Origin of the sequence: Oceanobacillus sp. FSL W7-1304 (assembly GCF_037969805.1) — a bacterium.
Classification (GTDB): domain Bacteria; phylum Bacillota; class Bacilli; order Bacillales; family Amphibacillaceae; genus Oceanobacillus; species Oceanobacillus profundus.
On sequence record NZ_CP150211.1, the window covers coordinates 4,043,627 to 4,058,701 of the forward strand.

A 15,075-nucleotide genomic window follows, 5' to 3' on the forward strand; every position below is an offset into this window, starting at 1 on the left:
GGAGTTTTTTTAAAACATGAGGGTAATTGAGGGATAGTTTAGAACTATGACAAAAATATAATCGTAATTCCTGATAAGAGGTTTTTCTCTTACTACTTGTTTTACATCGGCCTCTAAAATCTAAATCTATTTAGTAATCTCTAGCAGCTAGCGCAATTGAGAAAACGGGACGGAGAGACCAAAGGGACCTGTCCCTCTGTCTCCATCATTCTAAAAATTTATTCTTATAGTGACTCAAGGCTAACAAAGGGAAAATATATTGGTAACTATGATAATGAATGTAAAATCCTCCTGCCATTCCTTGCCCTGCTGGATAGGATAAGGTCCAACCCTTTTTATTTGAAGTGTCCAGCAAAAACTTTACTCCCGCCAATATTTCTGGTGTGACATTATCAGATGCCGCAATAAGCGTATCTAATGCCCAGGCAGTATGTGTTAATGTGCTGACCCCGAGTGGGGTATAGGATTGATTGATATCACTATAACAAGATTCTCCCCATCCTCCATCTTGATTTTGAATGCTTATCAGCCATTTTAACGATCTTTGAACGGAAGAATGCTCGGTATCAACTCCAGTTGAAATCAACCCGGTTATGGCTGCCCATGTTCCATAAATATAACAAATTCCCCATCTTCCATACCAAGAACCATTTTTTTCTTGATTGTTCCTTAGCCAATTCACTCCATTTTTTATCGCGTTATGATTTTTAGACAAATTGGTGAAGTTGCCGAAAAACTCCAGGGTCCTACCTGTTAAATCTGCGGAAGAGGGATCTGTTAATAAATATTCAGCCCCTTCAATTGGAATAAGCTTTACAATCTTTTTATCCACATTTTTTTCGAAAGCAGCCCATCCGCCATCATAATTCTGCATGGAAAAAATCCAGTTGATTCCTCTGTCCCAAGCCTGTCGATAAACGACCTCATGTTGTACTAAATCAGTGATAGATCGTAATGAAGCCGTTGTATCGTCAATATCTGGGTTCAAGGTGTTCTTATCAGAAAATCCCCATCCGCCCGGGGTTTTCGTTGGATTATGAATCGCCCAGTCACCGTAACGATACTGTTGATGGGAAAGTAAGTAGTTATTTGCTTGCCCGATCATTGGATCGTCCCAGGCAATACCAGCGCCTTGTAATGCATAACTGATTAAGGATGTGTTCCAGACGTTTGCCGTTGTGTATTGCATATGCGTTTTGCCGTCAATTTGACAGGCCATGCCTTTCAATCCCTCTACTGCTTTTTTTATGATTGGGTCGTTTTTGGGAAATCTGAGAGCTAATAACGAAAAGATCATCAGAAAGGTAGAACTAAAATAATTGTAAAAGGTCCCATCCGATTCGATTCGGTCTAGCATATATTTTTTCGTCTGTTGTATGGCCATGTTATGGATGTATTCGGGGAACCCAAGGATATTTTTAATACCTTGTTGAATAAAGGAATAAAAGGAGCGCCACTCCCCAGATCGATTTAGGAAGAATTCGTCATTTTCTGCATTTCCCCTTGAAAGAAACAAATCAGAAAGATCGGGGCTTCTATTCGTTTTCATCACAAATTTTTGATCGGCTAAGATTAATATCGGTGCAATGTTCGTTCTTCCATAAACGGAAAAATCGAAAAAATTAATAGGGAATGACAATGGTAAAAGAATAAATTCAACAGGCATGGGAAAGAAACTAGGCCATTTATATTGACCGGTTAGAGCGAGCATGATTTTGGCAAGCATATGACTTTTTTCAATACCGCCCCATGCCAAAATACACCTTCTTGCAGCTTCCAATTCTTTATCATTCTTATTTCGGTAACCAGAATATAAAAGTGCATAATAAGCTTCAACGGTAGCAGTTAAATTTCCGTTTTTTTCATCATAAAAAAGTTTCCAGGATCCGTTTTTCTCCTGTCTGCTAAGTATTCTTTCGACTAAAGCCTGGATGAGCTTTTCATCATTTATTTCCAAGGTACGAAGCAAAATAATCATATAGGCATCCGTAGAGACGCCTGTTTCAAAAGGATAATCCCAGGATCCATCAGAGGATTGATCATTTTTTAATACCTCGATAATTCGATTGATTTCATCTGTTATTTTGCTTTTCACAATGACACCTCCAAACAGCTATATCATTTTATTCCATCCCTATTGTAAAAATTCCAAAATCCTAGAATACAGCTTGTTGCTTTTATAACTTTTCATCATTTATTCTCATACATATCCATAACATAGTTAGTAAAGGAGTGATGCTCCATCATTGGATTTTTAACAAAGAAATTGGCCAGTCAACCAATTACTCCTGAACTAGCAGCAATAAAAAAGGAATTAACGAAGAAGTCGAGACCCGCGATTCATGAAAATAAATTAAATGCTGTGGAACATGAATTATTCGAATACATTCATCGTGAAACGAAAAAAAGAAATGTAAATAATGTGACCAGAACGAATGCCTACTTAGAATTTTATATAAGGTTCCCTGAAATCCACTGGGCCTTTCTAGGACATATGGTTTCTCGAAATGGTGGATGGAACATGACCGATTTAAAAGGAAGTCTATTATCCAGGCTATTATCTGAGGAGGAAAAGAAGGATTTTTTTACTTTTTTAGAGCGAGGCAATTGGTTAATCTTTCAGGACATTTATCCGCAATTACTGCTCTATGAAGAAAGTGTAAAAAGAAACACCAATCTTTTTTACCTTTTACCATTGTTTCATGTCTCCTTTTTCATGAGAGTAGTTTGGGATTATTTCTACCAAATCAAAGATCGACATCTTTTGACCGCCGCACTTATTGTCAATGAACAAAGCTATTTGGAGAAAAGAGTCATCCAAAATCCTTATTATCAATCCACTGTACTGGAAACACTGGAATATAAACTGCATGAGTTATTGGATTTAAACCAAATCATTTTTCCATCAATCGATGAAAAGGAGATAAGAATTATTGGTCAAACCATTCACCAATTTGCCTCTTTACATAACCGGATTTTGTTGGGAAAACGTTTGTATCAATTACTTTTTGATAAAGAAAACTATCTATCTATTTATAAGTGGGCGATTCAACACCCCCACACTGGATCAAGAAAAGATTTTTGGCCTCATTTATTTAACGATCTTGATGAATCCGTACCTGGGGGATCTTACCAGCGAAGAATAAAAGACTGCTGCATCAAATCAAACGCCCCAAAATTATATAGTCCCATATTAAAGTTCGCATGGAATAATATAGAACAAAAAGAAGCAGAGAAAGGGGACTGGTATTTGAATTGGAAAGTAGTTCATTATTTAAAAATGGATATGTTTAAAGGAAATGGAGCTATTTATCATGAATATTGTAAAACCCTTGAGAAAATCGAATTTTCAATCCTCGCGAAAGAAGCATTATTACCGAAGAAATCACAGAATTAAAACCTATTTATCTGCCATTATTTTTGCATCACTTATAGGAACGTATTTAGATCTTTTGCTGGTGGGGGCAGGTCTGTATTCTTTTCCAAGGCGTCCGTTTTCCGAGCTATTTACAATAAATATCTTATTCACGCTTTGTATTCTTCCGTTATTTTCCCTTACCATTATTTTTGTATTGAAGAGGTTACATAAATTACCCAGGTACATTTTTCTTTTCCTTTGCAGTTTATTTGTATACATCGCAGAACAAATAGCAGAGCAATATGGTTTATTTATTCATTCTGTATATTGGAAACATGAATTTTCTCTTTTGGGTTACTTTCTCTTCCTTATCGTTATTTGGAGGTTTTATAGATGGTTAGAAAATTGACAGAGGGGGCCGGTTCTTCTAATTGATTTTAAAGGTAAATGAGGATACAAGGGTATGAGTAATTATTAAAAATTGTTTAGACACCAAGTCTACCACGAACCGCAAAAAGTTATTATAAAGGATATTAGGAAAACATCCATAACGAAAGGCAGCTTTCTGGCTGCCCTTTTGTTATGAATTAATCTTGTCCTTTTTCCGGAAATACTCGTATAACGATTTTAAGCTATTCGCATCTAATTCAATATCATTCTCATATGCATATTTAACAGCATATCCGAGAGCGAGCGTCATTCCTCCGGCAATGCTTCCGCCTGCCACAGATCCAGCTCCAGGAATGAATTTAATGACTTGACGGAATAGCGTTTTTCCGATATTCCCCGTGATGGTTGCTATCGTTAGCTCTTTAGCGCGCTCTTTAGATAGTGGTTTTTCATAAAGCGTTGCTAGCTTAACCAATAGTGCAACCTGAATTCCGGTTAATGGAATAAAGTCTGAACCTGGTATTGGAGCAGCCCCAACAGCAGTTGCGGAGCCTGAAGCAGCTACAATCCACCTGTTAGCCGTAGAAGATTTTTCTTTTACAAGCCTCGCAAATTGTATTTCTTTATGTTTTTTTTTCAAAATAGCCATTATTTCATTTCGAAGCTTATCAATGTTTTCTCCTGTTCGAGAAGAAATAGGAACGACATTATATTTATTTTTCGTGTGCTGTTTTACATATTGGATAAGGCTTGGTATGTCATCTGCTGCATCGATTTTATTTAAAACAAAAAGGATGTTTTTATTTTCCTTTGAAATCATATCAAATGATCTCTTTTCACCTTCAGAAAAAACCGTTCCGGCTGCATTTAGAAAGAATAGGATGACATCTGCATTTTTATAAAATTTCATTGTTTCTTCCGAGTTATGACGATTAATATCATCCAGACCAGGTGTATCTGCGAAAATGATTTTGTCACGATATATATAGCGATCGATTCCTGTGGTCTCGCCTGGCTTCGCTCCAACCAAGGCAACCTCTTCACCGATTATCTGATTAATCGTTGATGATTTTCCAGTGTTTACATCCCCAATCATGGCAAATAATATCTCTTTATCCAACTGGGCATTGATTCGATCTGTTTCTTGTTTATATGCATTCTCAAATTCTTGATCGTTAAATTGTGTCAAGATATCACATCCTTAATCATTATTTTACCAGATTAGTGAAGTGTAGACACGTAAAAATTAAACTTGCTAATATATTAGGCTCAAACAGTTTCTTGTATTGACGATGCGATTTTTTGTTTGCTGCAGATAAGATAAAATGCGAACTAACTTCTGTTTTTTTAAGTTTGAGCAGTTTCCGGCGTCCGGGATTGTTCCGAGCAGTCGCTTTCCGTCACCAGTGAGGCACTTTGAACTCGTTATTCGGAGTTTCAATCTGGCAAACGGATAAAAAATAGGGAAAATTCAACGATAGAAAGGCTGTCACGGCCGATTTGAGAATAAAAAAATAAGAAGAATCGACCGAGATAAGGCTTATCACGGCTGATTAGAAACCAAAACGGTGAAAAATCTACTTAGTAAAACATTTTAGGCAGAGATGAAAGTCAAGTTGACAACCCCAGCTACGGAAATTCAATTAGCAGTGCTCCAACCATAATTGCACGCTACTTCGCTTTCTCTTTCCAATAAACACAAAAAGCTGTCGTAAATAGTAAGTCTTCACAACAGCTTCATGTTAAATCTCTATTCTTTTAGTCCTTTTAATATCGAAAGGTTAATCATCCCATCAATGTTATTGCTTGAAACATATTCAGCTTCTAAGCTGATGTCTGCCATTTCTTGAATCACTTGCTCATTAACAGAGGTTGTAACTTCCAAGTTATTAAATGCTGCTTCTACTTCATCGGCATTAAGCTCTTGTCCTGTGAGTTCTTTCAAATGCTCAATAACTAATGCTTGGCTTTCCTCTGGGTTTTTCTGGATAAATTCTACTGCGCGAAGGTGAGCTTTTAAATAAGACTCGGTCAATGCGTCATTTTCCATAAAATTCTCCGAAGCAGCAACTACTGTATTCGTAGATTCTTTCCCCCATGCGAATTCATCCCAGTCAAGCAGTTTTTGTCCATTCGCTTGTGTTTCCAGCACATACCCCCATGGTTCCTGTGTTGCTGCAGCGTGTACGGAATCCTGTGAAAAAAGGGTGGTTGTGTCTGCGGGGGCAGCTGCATATAACTCAACAGTTCCACCACTTGTAGTCGGTGATAAATCAACCTCTTGCAGTGCTTTACGGAGCATCACATCCTGTGTGCTTCCAATAACAGGAATTGAAACGCGTTTTCCGTCTAAATCAGCAAGTTCGGTAACACCGCTGTCGTTATCGGCAACTAAGACAGCGCCGCCATTTACAGCACCAGATATAATGTGATAGCTTGGATCCTTTACATAGATGTTTAATAGTGGGCCAGGACCAACGGTACCAACATCAATTGTTTCTGTAGCCATTGCTTCCATAAATAACCCGCCATTTGTTACTGTCTTCGTTTTTAACGTAATATCCTCACCAAATTCTTCTTCAAAATAACCGTTCTCTAAACCAACAATTGTTGCAATATGTGTCAAATTCGGGAAGTAGCCAATGGTTACTTCATTCGTCTCATTTTCTTCTGAAGATCCGCCACACGCTGATAAGAATACCAACATAGCTGTAAAAGCCATGCCCAGAATCGAATATCTACTCAATTTTTTACCCCTCCAAATGAAATACATAGTTTCATAGATTCAGAAGTTTTAGGAAGACAATCCCCATTTTTTCTGAACACTTCGATCAAGCTTTGTGAAAACAACATTGTCAATAATTGTTCCAATAATTGCGATGATAATCATCACAGATATAACTAAATCCATTTGACCTAACGAACGTCCTGTTTCAAGTAAATGACCAAGTCCACCACCAGCACCAAGTAATTCCCCGGCCATTAACGCACGCCAGGAAAACGCCCAAGCTAACCGCATGCCAGAAATAATTTGTGGGACGGATGCAGGGATAATCACAGTTCGCAATAAATGAAATCCACTAGAACCAAACGTTTTCGCAACCCGTTGATAGAGGGTAGGTACATTTTTAAATCCGCTCGTCGTATTCATGGTCATCGTCCACGTTGCACCAATTGTGACAACAAACAGGATCGCTGTTTCTCCAAGACCGAACCAGACAATTGCAAGTGGCAGCCACACAATACTAGGAATGGACTGTAATGCAACGACTAGAAATCCTAGTGTCTCATCAACAATTTTAAAACGCCATATTAAATAACCAAGGAATAGTCCAAGCGTTGATGCGATAATAAATCCAAAGAGCAGTCGCCCAATACTGCGAAACATGGCTTCTGTGATTTGTCCACCAGTAATTCCTGTGAAAAGTGTTTCGAGCACCTGGAGTACTCCGGGAAACATAAAGTCCGGAACGGATGAAAGTCTAGATGCCACTTCCCATATCACCGCTAGAATCCCGATGAACAGAACCCGTCTTAAAGCTGTAATCATCTCCAAGCTCCTCCCTTAGCACTTTTTCCATTTCTTCTTCTAATGCAGCAAGAATCTTTTGTTCCAAATCAAGTGTAATACTATCTGGGGTTACTCCGTCTTGCGTGGTTTGAACAGTAAACGTTGTTTTAATTTTTCCCGGTCGCGTCCCCATTACAATAACTTTTTGAGATAAAAGCACTGCTTCACGTATATTATGCGTAACAAATAAAACAGTCACTTTCGTTGTTCTCCATATCTCAAGTAATTCGTGATGAAGCGTCATTCTTGTTTGTTCATCCAATGCAGCGAATGGTTCATCCATTAATAAAATATCAGGATCCATAACAAGAGCTCTTGCAATTGACACACGATGCTTCATTCCGCCAGATAGTTGATGCGGATAGGCACTAGCATAGTTGCTTAAATGAACAAGCTTCAGCATTTCTTTTGCCTTTTGTTCCGCCTCTTTTTTCGGTGTTTTTTTCAAAAGTAATCCATACATTACATTGTCCAGCACGGTTGCCCAAGGAAAAAGCCCATCCTCTTGAAACACAACAACACGATCTGGACCTGGATTATTTACAGGTTCTCCAGCCACTTCAATTTTGCCCTTTGTCGCTTTATCCAGACCGGAAATTAAATAAAGTAATGTAGACTTTCCGCAACCAGAAGGACCGACAATCGAAACAAACTGGCCTTTTTCAATATCAAAGCTTATATCATCCAAAACCTTCAATTTATCGTTTGTATTATGTTGAAAACTTTTTTCAACACCCTTTAAAGTGAGATACACTATATTCACCGCCTTTATATAATTCATAGTAATATTATAGGTTTTATTATAATATGTAGCCAACGCTTAAATTTGTCAACTAAATATTATTAAGCGATTTCATTGACAGTGTTTTGTTTGGACGATAAACTAATAGTGAAAGAATTGTTTATGTTATAATGGTTTTAACTATATACAAAGTGAGGCGAAGCAAATGAGTAATTCAATGGATCAAAAAAACAGTCAGCTTGGTCAAATCCTTACTGATATGGGCCGTGTAATGGTTGCGTTTTCAGGTGGAGTGGACAGTTCATTTCTATTAAAGCGTGCCCAGCAGGAATTAGGTGACGATGTGCTAGCAGTAGTAGTAGCATCTGAGCTTTTCCGACAAGAGGAATTCGATGGAGCAGTAGAGCTTGCTGAAAAAATGGGTGTACGTGTCCTAAAAACAGAAATGAAAGAATTAGATAATCCAGCAATTGTAGCAAATACGCCAGACAGCTGGTACCATAGTAAAAAAATGCTTTACGTGCGACTGAATGAATTAGCTGAAGAGCTAGGTTACCCGTATGTATTGGATGGCATGATAATGGATGATATGGATGATTTTCGGCCAGGCCTGAAAGCGAGAACGGAAGAAGGCGCACGCAGTGTCTTACAAGAAGTTGGCCTTTATAAAAACGAAATTCGAGAGCTATCAAAGCAATTGGAAGTACCTGTTTGGAATAAGCCTGCGTCTTGCAGTCTAGCATCTCGATTCCCATATGGAACAGAAATTAATCGTCAAAAAATTAACCAAGTTAATGAGGCGGAGCTTTTCCTGATTAAGCTTGGATTTGATATGGTACGTGTACGTTATCATGAAAATGTTGCAAGAATTGAAGTTACAGAAGATTCAATAGTAGATTTACTCAACCAACGCGAGCAAATCCAATTAAAACTTGTATCATTAGGTTTTGATTATGTATCTGTTGATTTAAAAGGCTATCGAACAGGAAGCATGAATGAAGTATTGCCGAAAGAGCAATTAGAAACTGAGGTAGGTTAAAAAAGAAGAGAGCCGTTCGTTACCTAATAGGTGCGGACGGTTCTCTTCTTTTTAATCAAATACGAGTATTTCCAGTTTCTGATTATCGATTCATCTGTAGAAATAACTGTTGGTATGCGGTAGCTTCTTCTTGTTGCCCGAGCTGATTATAAATTTTTGATAAGTACGACACTGGCTTTGGATTATTTGGATGCATTTCCATTTCCCATTTGAAGCAGTCGATCGATTTTTCTAATTGCTGAAAATGAACATAGAGTTCGCCCAGCGCAAATTGCTGATCGGGGTCTTCTGTCATTGTTTGCATCTTTCTTAGCTTTTGTTCGATAGGTAAATGGAAATTGGCTTTACGAAAAGCCTCGGTCCAGTCTAAAATATCATGAAGAGAATAATGGTTAAAAAATGCAGTAACGAATGGTGTGACTAACTTATCTAATATACGGGCATCGAAGCTGCATAATGTAAGCAATCTTGTTTTAGACAATTGATAGTGAGAAGAGAGCACATCGGAATCAGCTTGCTCAAATCGGGTGATAATAGCGTCCATTTGTTCAGGGGTTGGTTGGAAATCAGTCTTAAATAGGAAGTGAACGAAGTCATTTGCCTTTCCAGTGGATAAAAGCAGTTGCATACTCTTTTCTCGAATGGCAGCGTGCTGCTTTAGTTGTTGTAAAATTAAAAGCTGATCGTCTAAAGAGAAGTTTTCTAATAGAAATATGACGGTGGAGTTGTTTTCTTCTGAATCATGTAATTGGAGCAATTCACTTCTAACTGCAAGTTCATCAAGAAGGCGGTTTTGCTCACGATATAATTGAAAGAGTAATTTTAGGAAGGTTTGATTACCTTTAAAACTTTCGAAAGAAGCTTCGAAATAAATTGGGTCCTTTTCGTAAAGGGTTGTCATGTTTTGATAGATTGGTTTATAAGTTTGAAATTGCAAGTTGTGCAGCATATCATGAGCAAATTTATTATTTGGATATGCAAGGCTGTAGCAATTCAACAGTTTATAGGCAGCGAAATGTTGGCCATTTCTGCGATATTCATAAAATGTTTGTCTAAATAATTTATGGGTGGATTCCAATTTTATAAATGAATCGAAATAGGAAAAGATAAGCGCAGTTTCAAGCGTTGTGTATTTTTTTTGAATGCTTTTATAAAGCTGATTAAATGAAATGAGGTGGAAGGATTTCTGTTTTTTGATTAGAGTCCTAGTAATTGGATGCTCACCCAGGTAGCGAATACCATTCTTAAATGCTTGATGAACATGAGAGTTAATTTTAATTTGATTACGTTTTGCCCCGTTAATAAAATTATTTTTATAAAAAATCAAATAATAATAGTTGCTATTTTTATCGGTGGCTTCTAACACTTTGCTCTGTTTGTAGAAAACAAGCTGGGTTGCTGTTAGGTGTAATTTTTTCTTGTTCAACTGGACTTGAAATTGCATTTTCGTCATCGTAGAACCTCCTCCTAGTTAATTCTATCTTACCATACTTAATCGATATCCTCGAATTTTGATATTTCTAATCCTATTCTGATATAATGATTAGGAGTTAGTATCAGGTTCTAAATGGAGGTTATAAAATGAAAAAGGAACATTTAATTGCACCGGAAATGTATAATATTGTGATGGAAATAGAAAAATACGCCAATGAATCAGATCGAAAGGCAATTATATGGGAAGATGAACAGGGGAACAGAAAAGAAATTACATATCAAGTACTTATGCGAAATGCAAACCGGATTGGAAATACTTTTCTTGAACATGGGCTTAAGAAAGGTGATAAATTATTGGTCATGATGCCCCGGATTATCGAGACCTATGAAGTGTATCTTGCTGCATTAAAGGCAGGAATTATAATTATCCCTTCTTCAGAAATGCTGCGAACAAAAGATTTGCAATACCGGATTACGCACGGAGAAGTACGGGCTATTGTAAGTTATGCTGATTATGTAGATCAATTCAAAACTATAGAAGAGTATCCAACACTTATGAAGTTTTCTGTTGGTGAAAAAGCTGAAGATTGGAGTCTGCTTGATGAAATAAAAGAAAATGCATCAGATGAGCTAGAAATGGTAGCAACTACAAGAGATGATATCGCATTTTTACCTTACACTTCTGGAACAACAGGTAATCCTAAGGCAGTTATGCATTCTCATGGTTGGGGGTATGCACATATGCAAACAGCTCCAGCAAACTGGTTGAGTATACAAAACGGTGATACTGTTTGGGCAACTGCAGCTCCAGGTTGGCAAAAATGGGTATGGAGTCCGTTTTTATCTGTACTCGGTTCTGGTGCGACAGGCTTTGTCTATAACGGGAAATTTAGTCCAAAAAAATACCTAACCTTATTAGAGGATAATCAAGTCAACGTATTCTGCTGTACACCGACAGAATATAGACTAATGGCGAAGTTAGATAACCTTTCTGAATACAGCCTTTCAGCATTACATAGTGCAGTTTCTGCCGGAGAACCATTGAATCGTGAAGTGATTGACAAGTTCGAAAAATATTTTGGCGTTACCGTTCGTGATGGCTACGGTCAAACGGAGAATACACTGCTCCTTGGATTTTTAAAAGGAATGAAAGTAAAGCCTGGATCGATGGGAAAACCAACACCGGGAAATGGTGTGCAGCTAATTGATGAGGACTGTAATCCAGTTCCTGTTGGAAAAGTTGGAGATATTGCAATTCCGCTAGATACACCAGCATTATTTAAATCATATTATAAGGATCCAGAGCGTACCAAAAAATCGCAACGAGGTAATTTTTACATTACAGGAGACCAAGCCAAAATAGATGAGGAAGGCTATTTCTGGTTTGAGGGTAGAAACGACGATATTATCGTGAGCTCTGGTTATACAATTGGACCGTTTGAGGTAGAAGATGCATTGACAAAGCATCCAGCGGTAAAGGAATGTGCAGTAGTTGCAAGCCCAGATGAAATTCGGGGGAATGTAGTAAAAGCATTTATTGTTTTGCAAGATCGTGAAGATGCGGATAACCCAAATCTAATAAAAGAATTACAAAACCATGTGAAGCAGTCAACTGCACCATATAAATATCCAAGAAAAATTGAATTTATTGAGGAACTTCCCAAAACTTCTTCCGGAAAAATTCGCCGGGTGGAATTGAGACAATATGAAAAAAATAATGCATAAAAACAATAAGACGAAGAGATGATCAATCTCTTCGTTTTGTTCATTTCATTGAATTAGTCATGATAAAATAGAAAAAGGAGTGTGGAAAAATGAAAATAGTTGATACACATTGTGACGCGCTTTTAAAGTTGCAGCTTTCGAAAAGAGGGCAATATGGAAACCAGTTATCTCTGGATTTTCGTACAGCCCCTGAATTACAAACGAATTTATTCCGTTTAACGAAGGGAAATGTCATGCTTCAATTTTTTGCTGTCTTTATTCCACCGCATGTACCATCAGATGAAAAGTGGCAGCATGCTTTAGAACAAATTGATCTATTTCATACGGAGATTATCAATAAAAACCCAAAGATGAAGCATATTAAAAAATGGAACGAACTAGCTTCCCTGAAGCCAGGGGAAATTGGTGCAGTCTTGACATTAGAAGGAGCCGATGCATTTGGCAATGATTTAATGAAGCTTCGGCAGCTATATCGCTTTGGTGTTCTATCTATTGGGTTAACGTGGAATAATGCCAATCTTTGCGCGGATGGTGCAGAAGAGCCTCGTGGCGGTGGATTAACATTGTTCGGTAAAGAGGTCGTTCAATTGAACAATGCTCAAAAGGTGTTTACAGACGTTGCACATTCAACAGTGAACGGATTTTGGGATATTATTGAGCATGCTGATTATCCAATTGCCAGTCATTGCAATGCAAGAGCGATTTGCAATCACCCTAGGAATTTGGATGATGAACAAATCAAAGCATTGATTACCAATAATGGACTTATTCATGTTGTCTTTTATCCTCCCTTTATTCATAAAGATAAAGAGGAAGCTCAAATAGATGATTTACTGAAACATATTGAGCATATTTGCGCACTTGGTGGTGTACAGAATATTGGGTTTGGATCGGACTTCGATGGGATATCAAACTTTGTTACAGGATTAGAGGATGCTTCGTCATATCCAACTCTTATTGAAAAACTTCTACATTATTATTCAGAGGATGAGGTTAAGGGTTTTAGTTATCAAAACTTTTTAGAACATCATATGGTTAAAGAATCAGTTCAATAAGTGACAAAAGTTTGAAATTAAAGATTAATTTCGATATATTAGATGAGTTAAACTACATAAACGAATAAGGAGAAAACAGCACATGAGAATGCGGAAGAAATCTTATATTTTAATCTTTTTAATTGGCTTTCTAAGCATCGCGCTTGTTGCTTGTGCAAGCGAACCTAATGATGTAGATGATGCAGATGAAGGAAACCCAGATGGACAAACAACACAAGGTGGCGATTTAATTATTGCCAAGCAATCTGATGTGGTGTCACTTGATCCAGCTGCATCAAATGATACGCCATCTAGTGATGTACAGCGCAATATCTTTGAAACACTCGTAACACAAGATGAAAATATGGAGAACCAGCCATTGCTTGCCGAAAGCTGGGAGCAAATTGATGATACAACATGGGTATTTAAGCTTCGCGAGGGAATCACATTCCATGATGGTTCTGATTTTAACGCGGAGGCAGTGAAAGCAAATATCGATCGTACACTTGACCCGGAAGTTGGATCACCAAGAGCGATTATGTACAACATGATTACGGAAGTAGAAGTAATCGATAATTATATCGTTCAATTTAAAACAGCGTATCCATTCGCACCACTTCCAGCACATCTTGCACATCCTGGTGGAGTGATGATTTCAAAAGAACAAATTGAAGAAGATTATGCTGCGATGGAAAATGGCGAAAATCCTGGAACTGTCATTAGTGCAAACCCACAAGGAACAGGGCCATTTGTCTATGATGAGTGGCAGCCAGGCCAATTTGTACGCTTGTTAAAAAATGAAGATTATTGGGGTGAGCCTGCAGTACTAGATTCGGTAACATTTAAAGTTGTTGCGGAAGATTTAACTCGTATCGCAGAACTTGAAACTGGTGATGCGGATATTACAAATCCACTGAGTCCATCAGATGTTAGCCAAATCGAAGCAACAGATGGCATATCCGTTCAACGCCAAGAAAGCTCTGCATTATCTTATTTGGGATTTAATATGGCAAAGGAACCATTTGATGATGCACGTGTAAGAAAAGCAATCTCAATGGCAATTGATAAAGAGCAAATTATTGAGGGGATTTATGATGGTATAGGAATACCTGCAAAAGGTCCAATCGCTCCGAATGTATTTGGTTATAGTGAAGAGGTTACGGGTCTTGATTATAATGTAGAAGCTGCGAAGGATTTGCTAGCTGAAGCTGGGTTCGAAGACGGCTTCTCAACAACTATCTGGACGAACGATGATCGCCAGCGGATAGATACTGCAACAAATATTCAGGCTCAGCTTAGGGAAATTGGAATTACTGCTGAAGTGGAAATCCTGGAGTGGGGAGCAATGCTTGAGCAAACAGCTAATGGCGAACACGATATGTTTGTCTTCGGCTGGACAACGGTTACTGGTGATGCAGATAATGGACTATATCCGTTACTCCATTCAGATAACCTGGGTAATGCTGGGAATCGTACGTTTACCGAAGATGAAGAGCTTGATGAACTATTAGATCAAGCCCGCCAAACTGTTGATCCCAATGAGCGGTTGGAACTCTATCGTCAAGTACAGGAACTATTAGTTGAAATTGCACCAATGGTTTACATCCATCATCAGGAATATTTAATGGGCGTAAATGAAGACGTGAATGGTCTAACGCAAATGCCGACACAGCTTTTAAACCTGAAAGATGTATATATGAAACAATAACATAACTCCTTCTAAGGTGATATATCTTAGAAGGAAGTTTTTTATTTACGAGAAAGTACTATTATGGAACAAAA

At 37.9% G+C, this 15,075-nt stretch carries 12 protein-coding genes; 5 read left to right on the forward strand and 7 right to left on the reverse strand.

Going from position 1 to position 15,075, the window contains the following annotated elements; genetic code table 11:
• Positions 1 to 205 precede the first annotated feature (205 nt).
• Positions 206 to 2,095 (reverse strand): squalene--hopene cyclase, encoded by a 1,890-nt coding sequence (gene shc / locus NYE61_RS19900; protein WP_339316412.1) that lies wholly within the window; start codon positions 2,093 to 2,095, stop codon positions 206 to 208.
• A gap of 171 nt (positions 2,096 to 2,266) precedes the next feature.
• Between shc and NYE61_RS19905 the strand changes: the two genes are divergently transcribed.
• Entirely contained in the window at positions 2,267 to 3,397 is a 1,131-nt protein-coding gene (locus NYE61_RS19905; protein ID WP_339316414.1) for a DUF2515 family protein, read from the forward strand.
• Positions 3,398 to 3,400: 3 nt separating this feature from the next.
• Here NYE61_RS19905 and NYE61_RS19910 read toward each other — a convergent pair whose 3' ends face one another.
• From NYE61_RS19910 to NYE61_RS19930, 5 genes are all read right to left on the reverse strand, one after another.
• Complete coding sequence (locus tag NYE61_RS19910) at positions 3,401 to 3,637, reverse strand: hypothetical protein (protein WP_303447581.1); 237 nt, start codon at positions 3,635 to 3,637, stop codon at positions 3,401 to 3,403.
• Between the two features lie 301 nt (positions 3,638 to 3,938).
• Positions 3,939 to 4,937 (reverse strand): GTPase, encoded by a 999-nt coding sequence (locus NYE61_RS19915; protein ID WP_303447582.1) that lies wholly within the window; start codon positions 4,935 to 4,937, stop codon positions 3,939 to 3,941.
• 561 nt (positions 4,938 to 5,498) lie between these two features.
• Positions 5,499 to 6,455 (reverse strand): aliphatic sulfonate ABC transporter substrate-binding protein, encoded by a 957-nt coding sequence (locus NYE61_RS19920; protein WP_339317528.1) that lies wholly within the window; start codon positions 6,453 to 6,455, stop codon positions 5,499 to 5,501.
• An 87-nt stretch (positions 6,456 to 6,542) separates the two neighbouring features.
• Complete coding sequence (locus NYE61_RS19925; protein ID WP_095310807.1) at positions 6,543 to 7,298, reverse strand: ABC transporter permease; 756 nt, start codon at positions 7,296 to 7,298, stop codon at positions 6,543 to 6,545.
• Positions 7,231 to 8,073, reverse strand: a complete 843-nt coding sequence (locus NYE61_RS19930; protein WP_339316416.1) for an ABC transporter ATP-binding protein — start codon at positions 8,071 to 8,073, stop codon at positions 7,231 to 7,233. Before NYE61_RS19930 ends, NYE61_RS19925 begins: the two co-directional genes overlap by 68 nt.
• Before the next feature lie 193 nt (positions 8,074 to 8,266).
• On the opposite strand from NYE61_RS19930, the gene larE reads away from it, so the two are divergent.
• Positions 8,267 to 9,100 (forward strand): ATP-dependent sacrificial sulfur transferase LarE, encoded by an 834-nt coding sequence (gene larE / locus NYE61_RS19935; RefSeq protein ID WP_095310803.1) that lies wholly within the window; start codon positions 8,267 to 8,269, stop codon positions 9,098 to 9,100.
• Positions 9,101 to 9,182: 82 nt separating this feature from the next.
• On the opposite strand, the gene NYE61_RS19940 is transcribed toward larE, so the two are convergent.
• Positions 9,183 to 10,553: a hypothetical protein gene (locus tag NYE61_RS19940; RefSeq protein WP_339316419.1), complete on the reverse strand. Its 1,371-nt coding sequence runs from the start codon at positions 10,551 to 10,553 to the stop codon at positions 9,183 to 9,185.
• Positions 10,554 to 10,681: 128 nt separating this feature from the next.
• On the opposite strand from NYE61_RS19940, the gene NYE61_RS19945 reads away from it, so the two are divergent.
• The 3 genes from NYE61_RS19945 (at position 10,682) to NYE61_RS19955 (ending at position 15,001) form a co-directional block, all read left to right on the forward strand.
• Entirely contained in the window at positions 10,682 to 12,259 is a 1,578-nt protein-coding gene (locus NYE61_RS19945; protein ID WP_339316421.1) for an acyl--CoA ligase, read from the forward strand.
• Between the two features lie 89 nt (positions 12,260 to 12,348).
• A complete protein-coding gene (locus NYE61_RS19950; protein WP_095310797.1) occupies positions 12,349 to 13,314 on the forward strand; it encodes a dipeptidase in 966 nt (321 codons plus the stop codon).
• 82 nt (positions 13,315 to 13,396) lie between these two features.
• Positions 13,397 to 15,001: a glutathione ABC transporter substrate-binding protein gene (locus NYE61_RS19955; protein ID WP_339316423.1), complete on the forward strand. Its 1,605-nt coding sequence runs from the start codon at positions 13,397 to 13,399 to the stop codon at positions 14,999 to 15,001.
• Positions 15,002 to 15,075: the final 74 nt, after the last annotated feature.

Excerpts from the sequence above, each read along its gene's own strand:
- NYE61_RS19910 (WP_303447581.1), bottom strand. The coding sequence starts at position 3,637 with ATGTATACAAATAAACTGCAAAGGAAAAGAAAAATGTACCTGGGTAAT.
- NYE61_RS19920 (WP_339317528.1), bottom strand. The coding sequence starts at position 6,455 with ATGTTGGTATTCTTATCAGCGTGTGGCGGATCTTCAGAAGAAAATGAG.
- NYE61_RS19925 (WP_095310807.1), bottom strand. The coding sequence starts at position 7,298 with ATGATTACAGCTTTAAGACGGGTTCTGTTCATCGGGATTCTAGCGGTG.
- larE (WP_095310803.1), top strand. The coding sequence starts at position 8,267 with ATGAGTAATTCAATGGATCAAAAAAACAGTCAGCTTGGTCAAATCCTT.
- NYE61_RS19940 (WP_339316419.1), bottom strand. The coding sequence starts at position 10,553 with ATGACGAAAATGCAATTTCAAGTCCAGTTGAACAAGAAAAAATTACAC.
- NYE61_RS19945 (WP_339316421.1), top strand. The coding sequence starts at position 10,682 with ATGAAAAAGGAACATTTAATTGCACCGGAAATGTATAATATTGTGATG.
- NYE61_RS19950 (WP_095310797.1), top strand. The coding sequence starts at position 12,349 with ATGAAAATAGTTGATACACATTGTGACGCGCTTTTAAAGTTGCAGCTT.
- NYE61_RS19955 (WP_339316423.1), top strand. The coding sequence starts at position 13,397 with ATGAGAATGCGGAAGAAATCTTATATTTTAATCTTTTTAATTGGCTTT.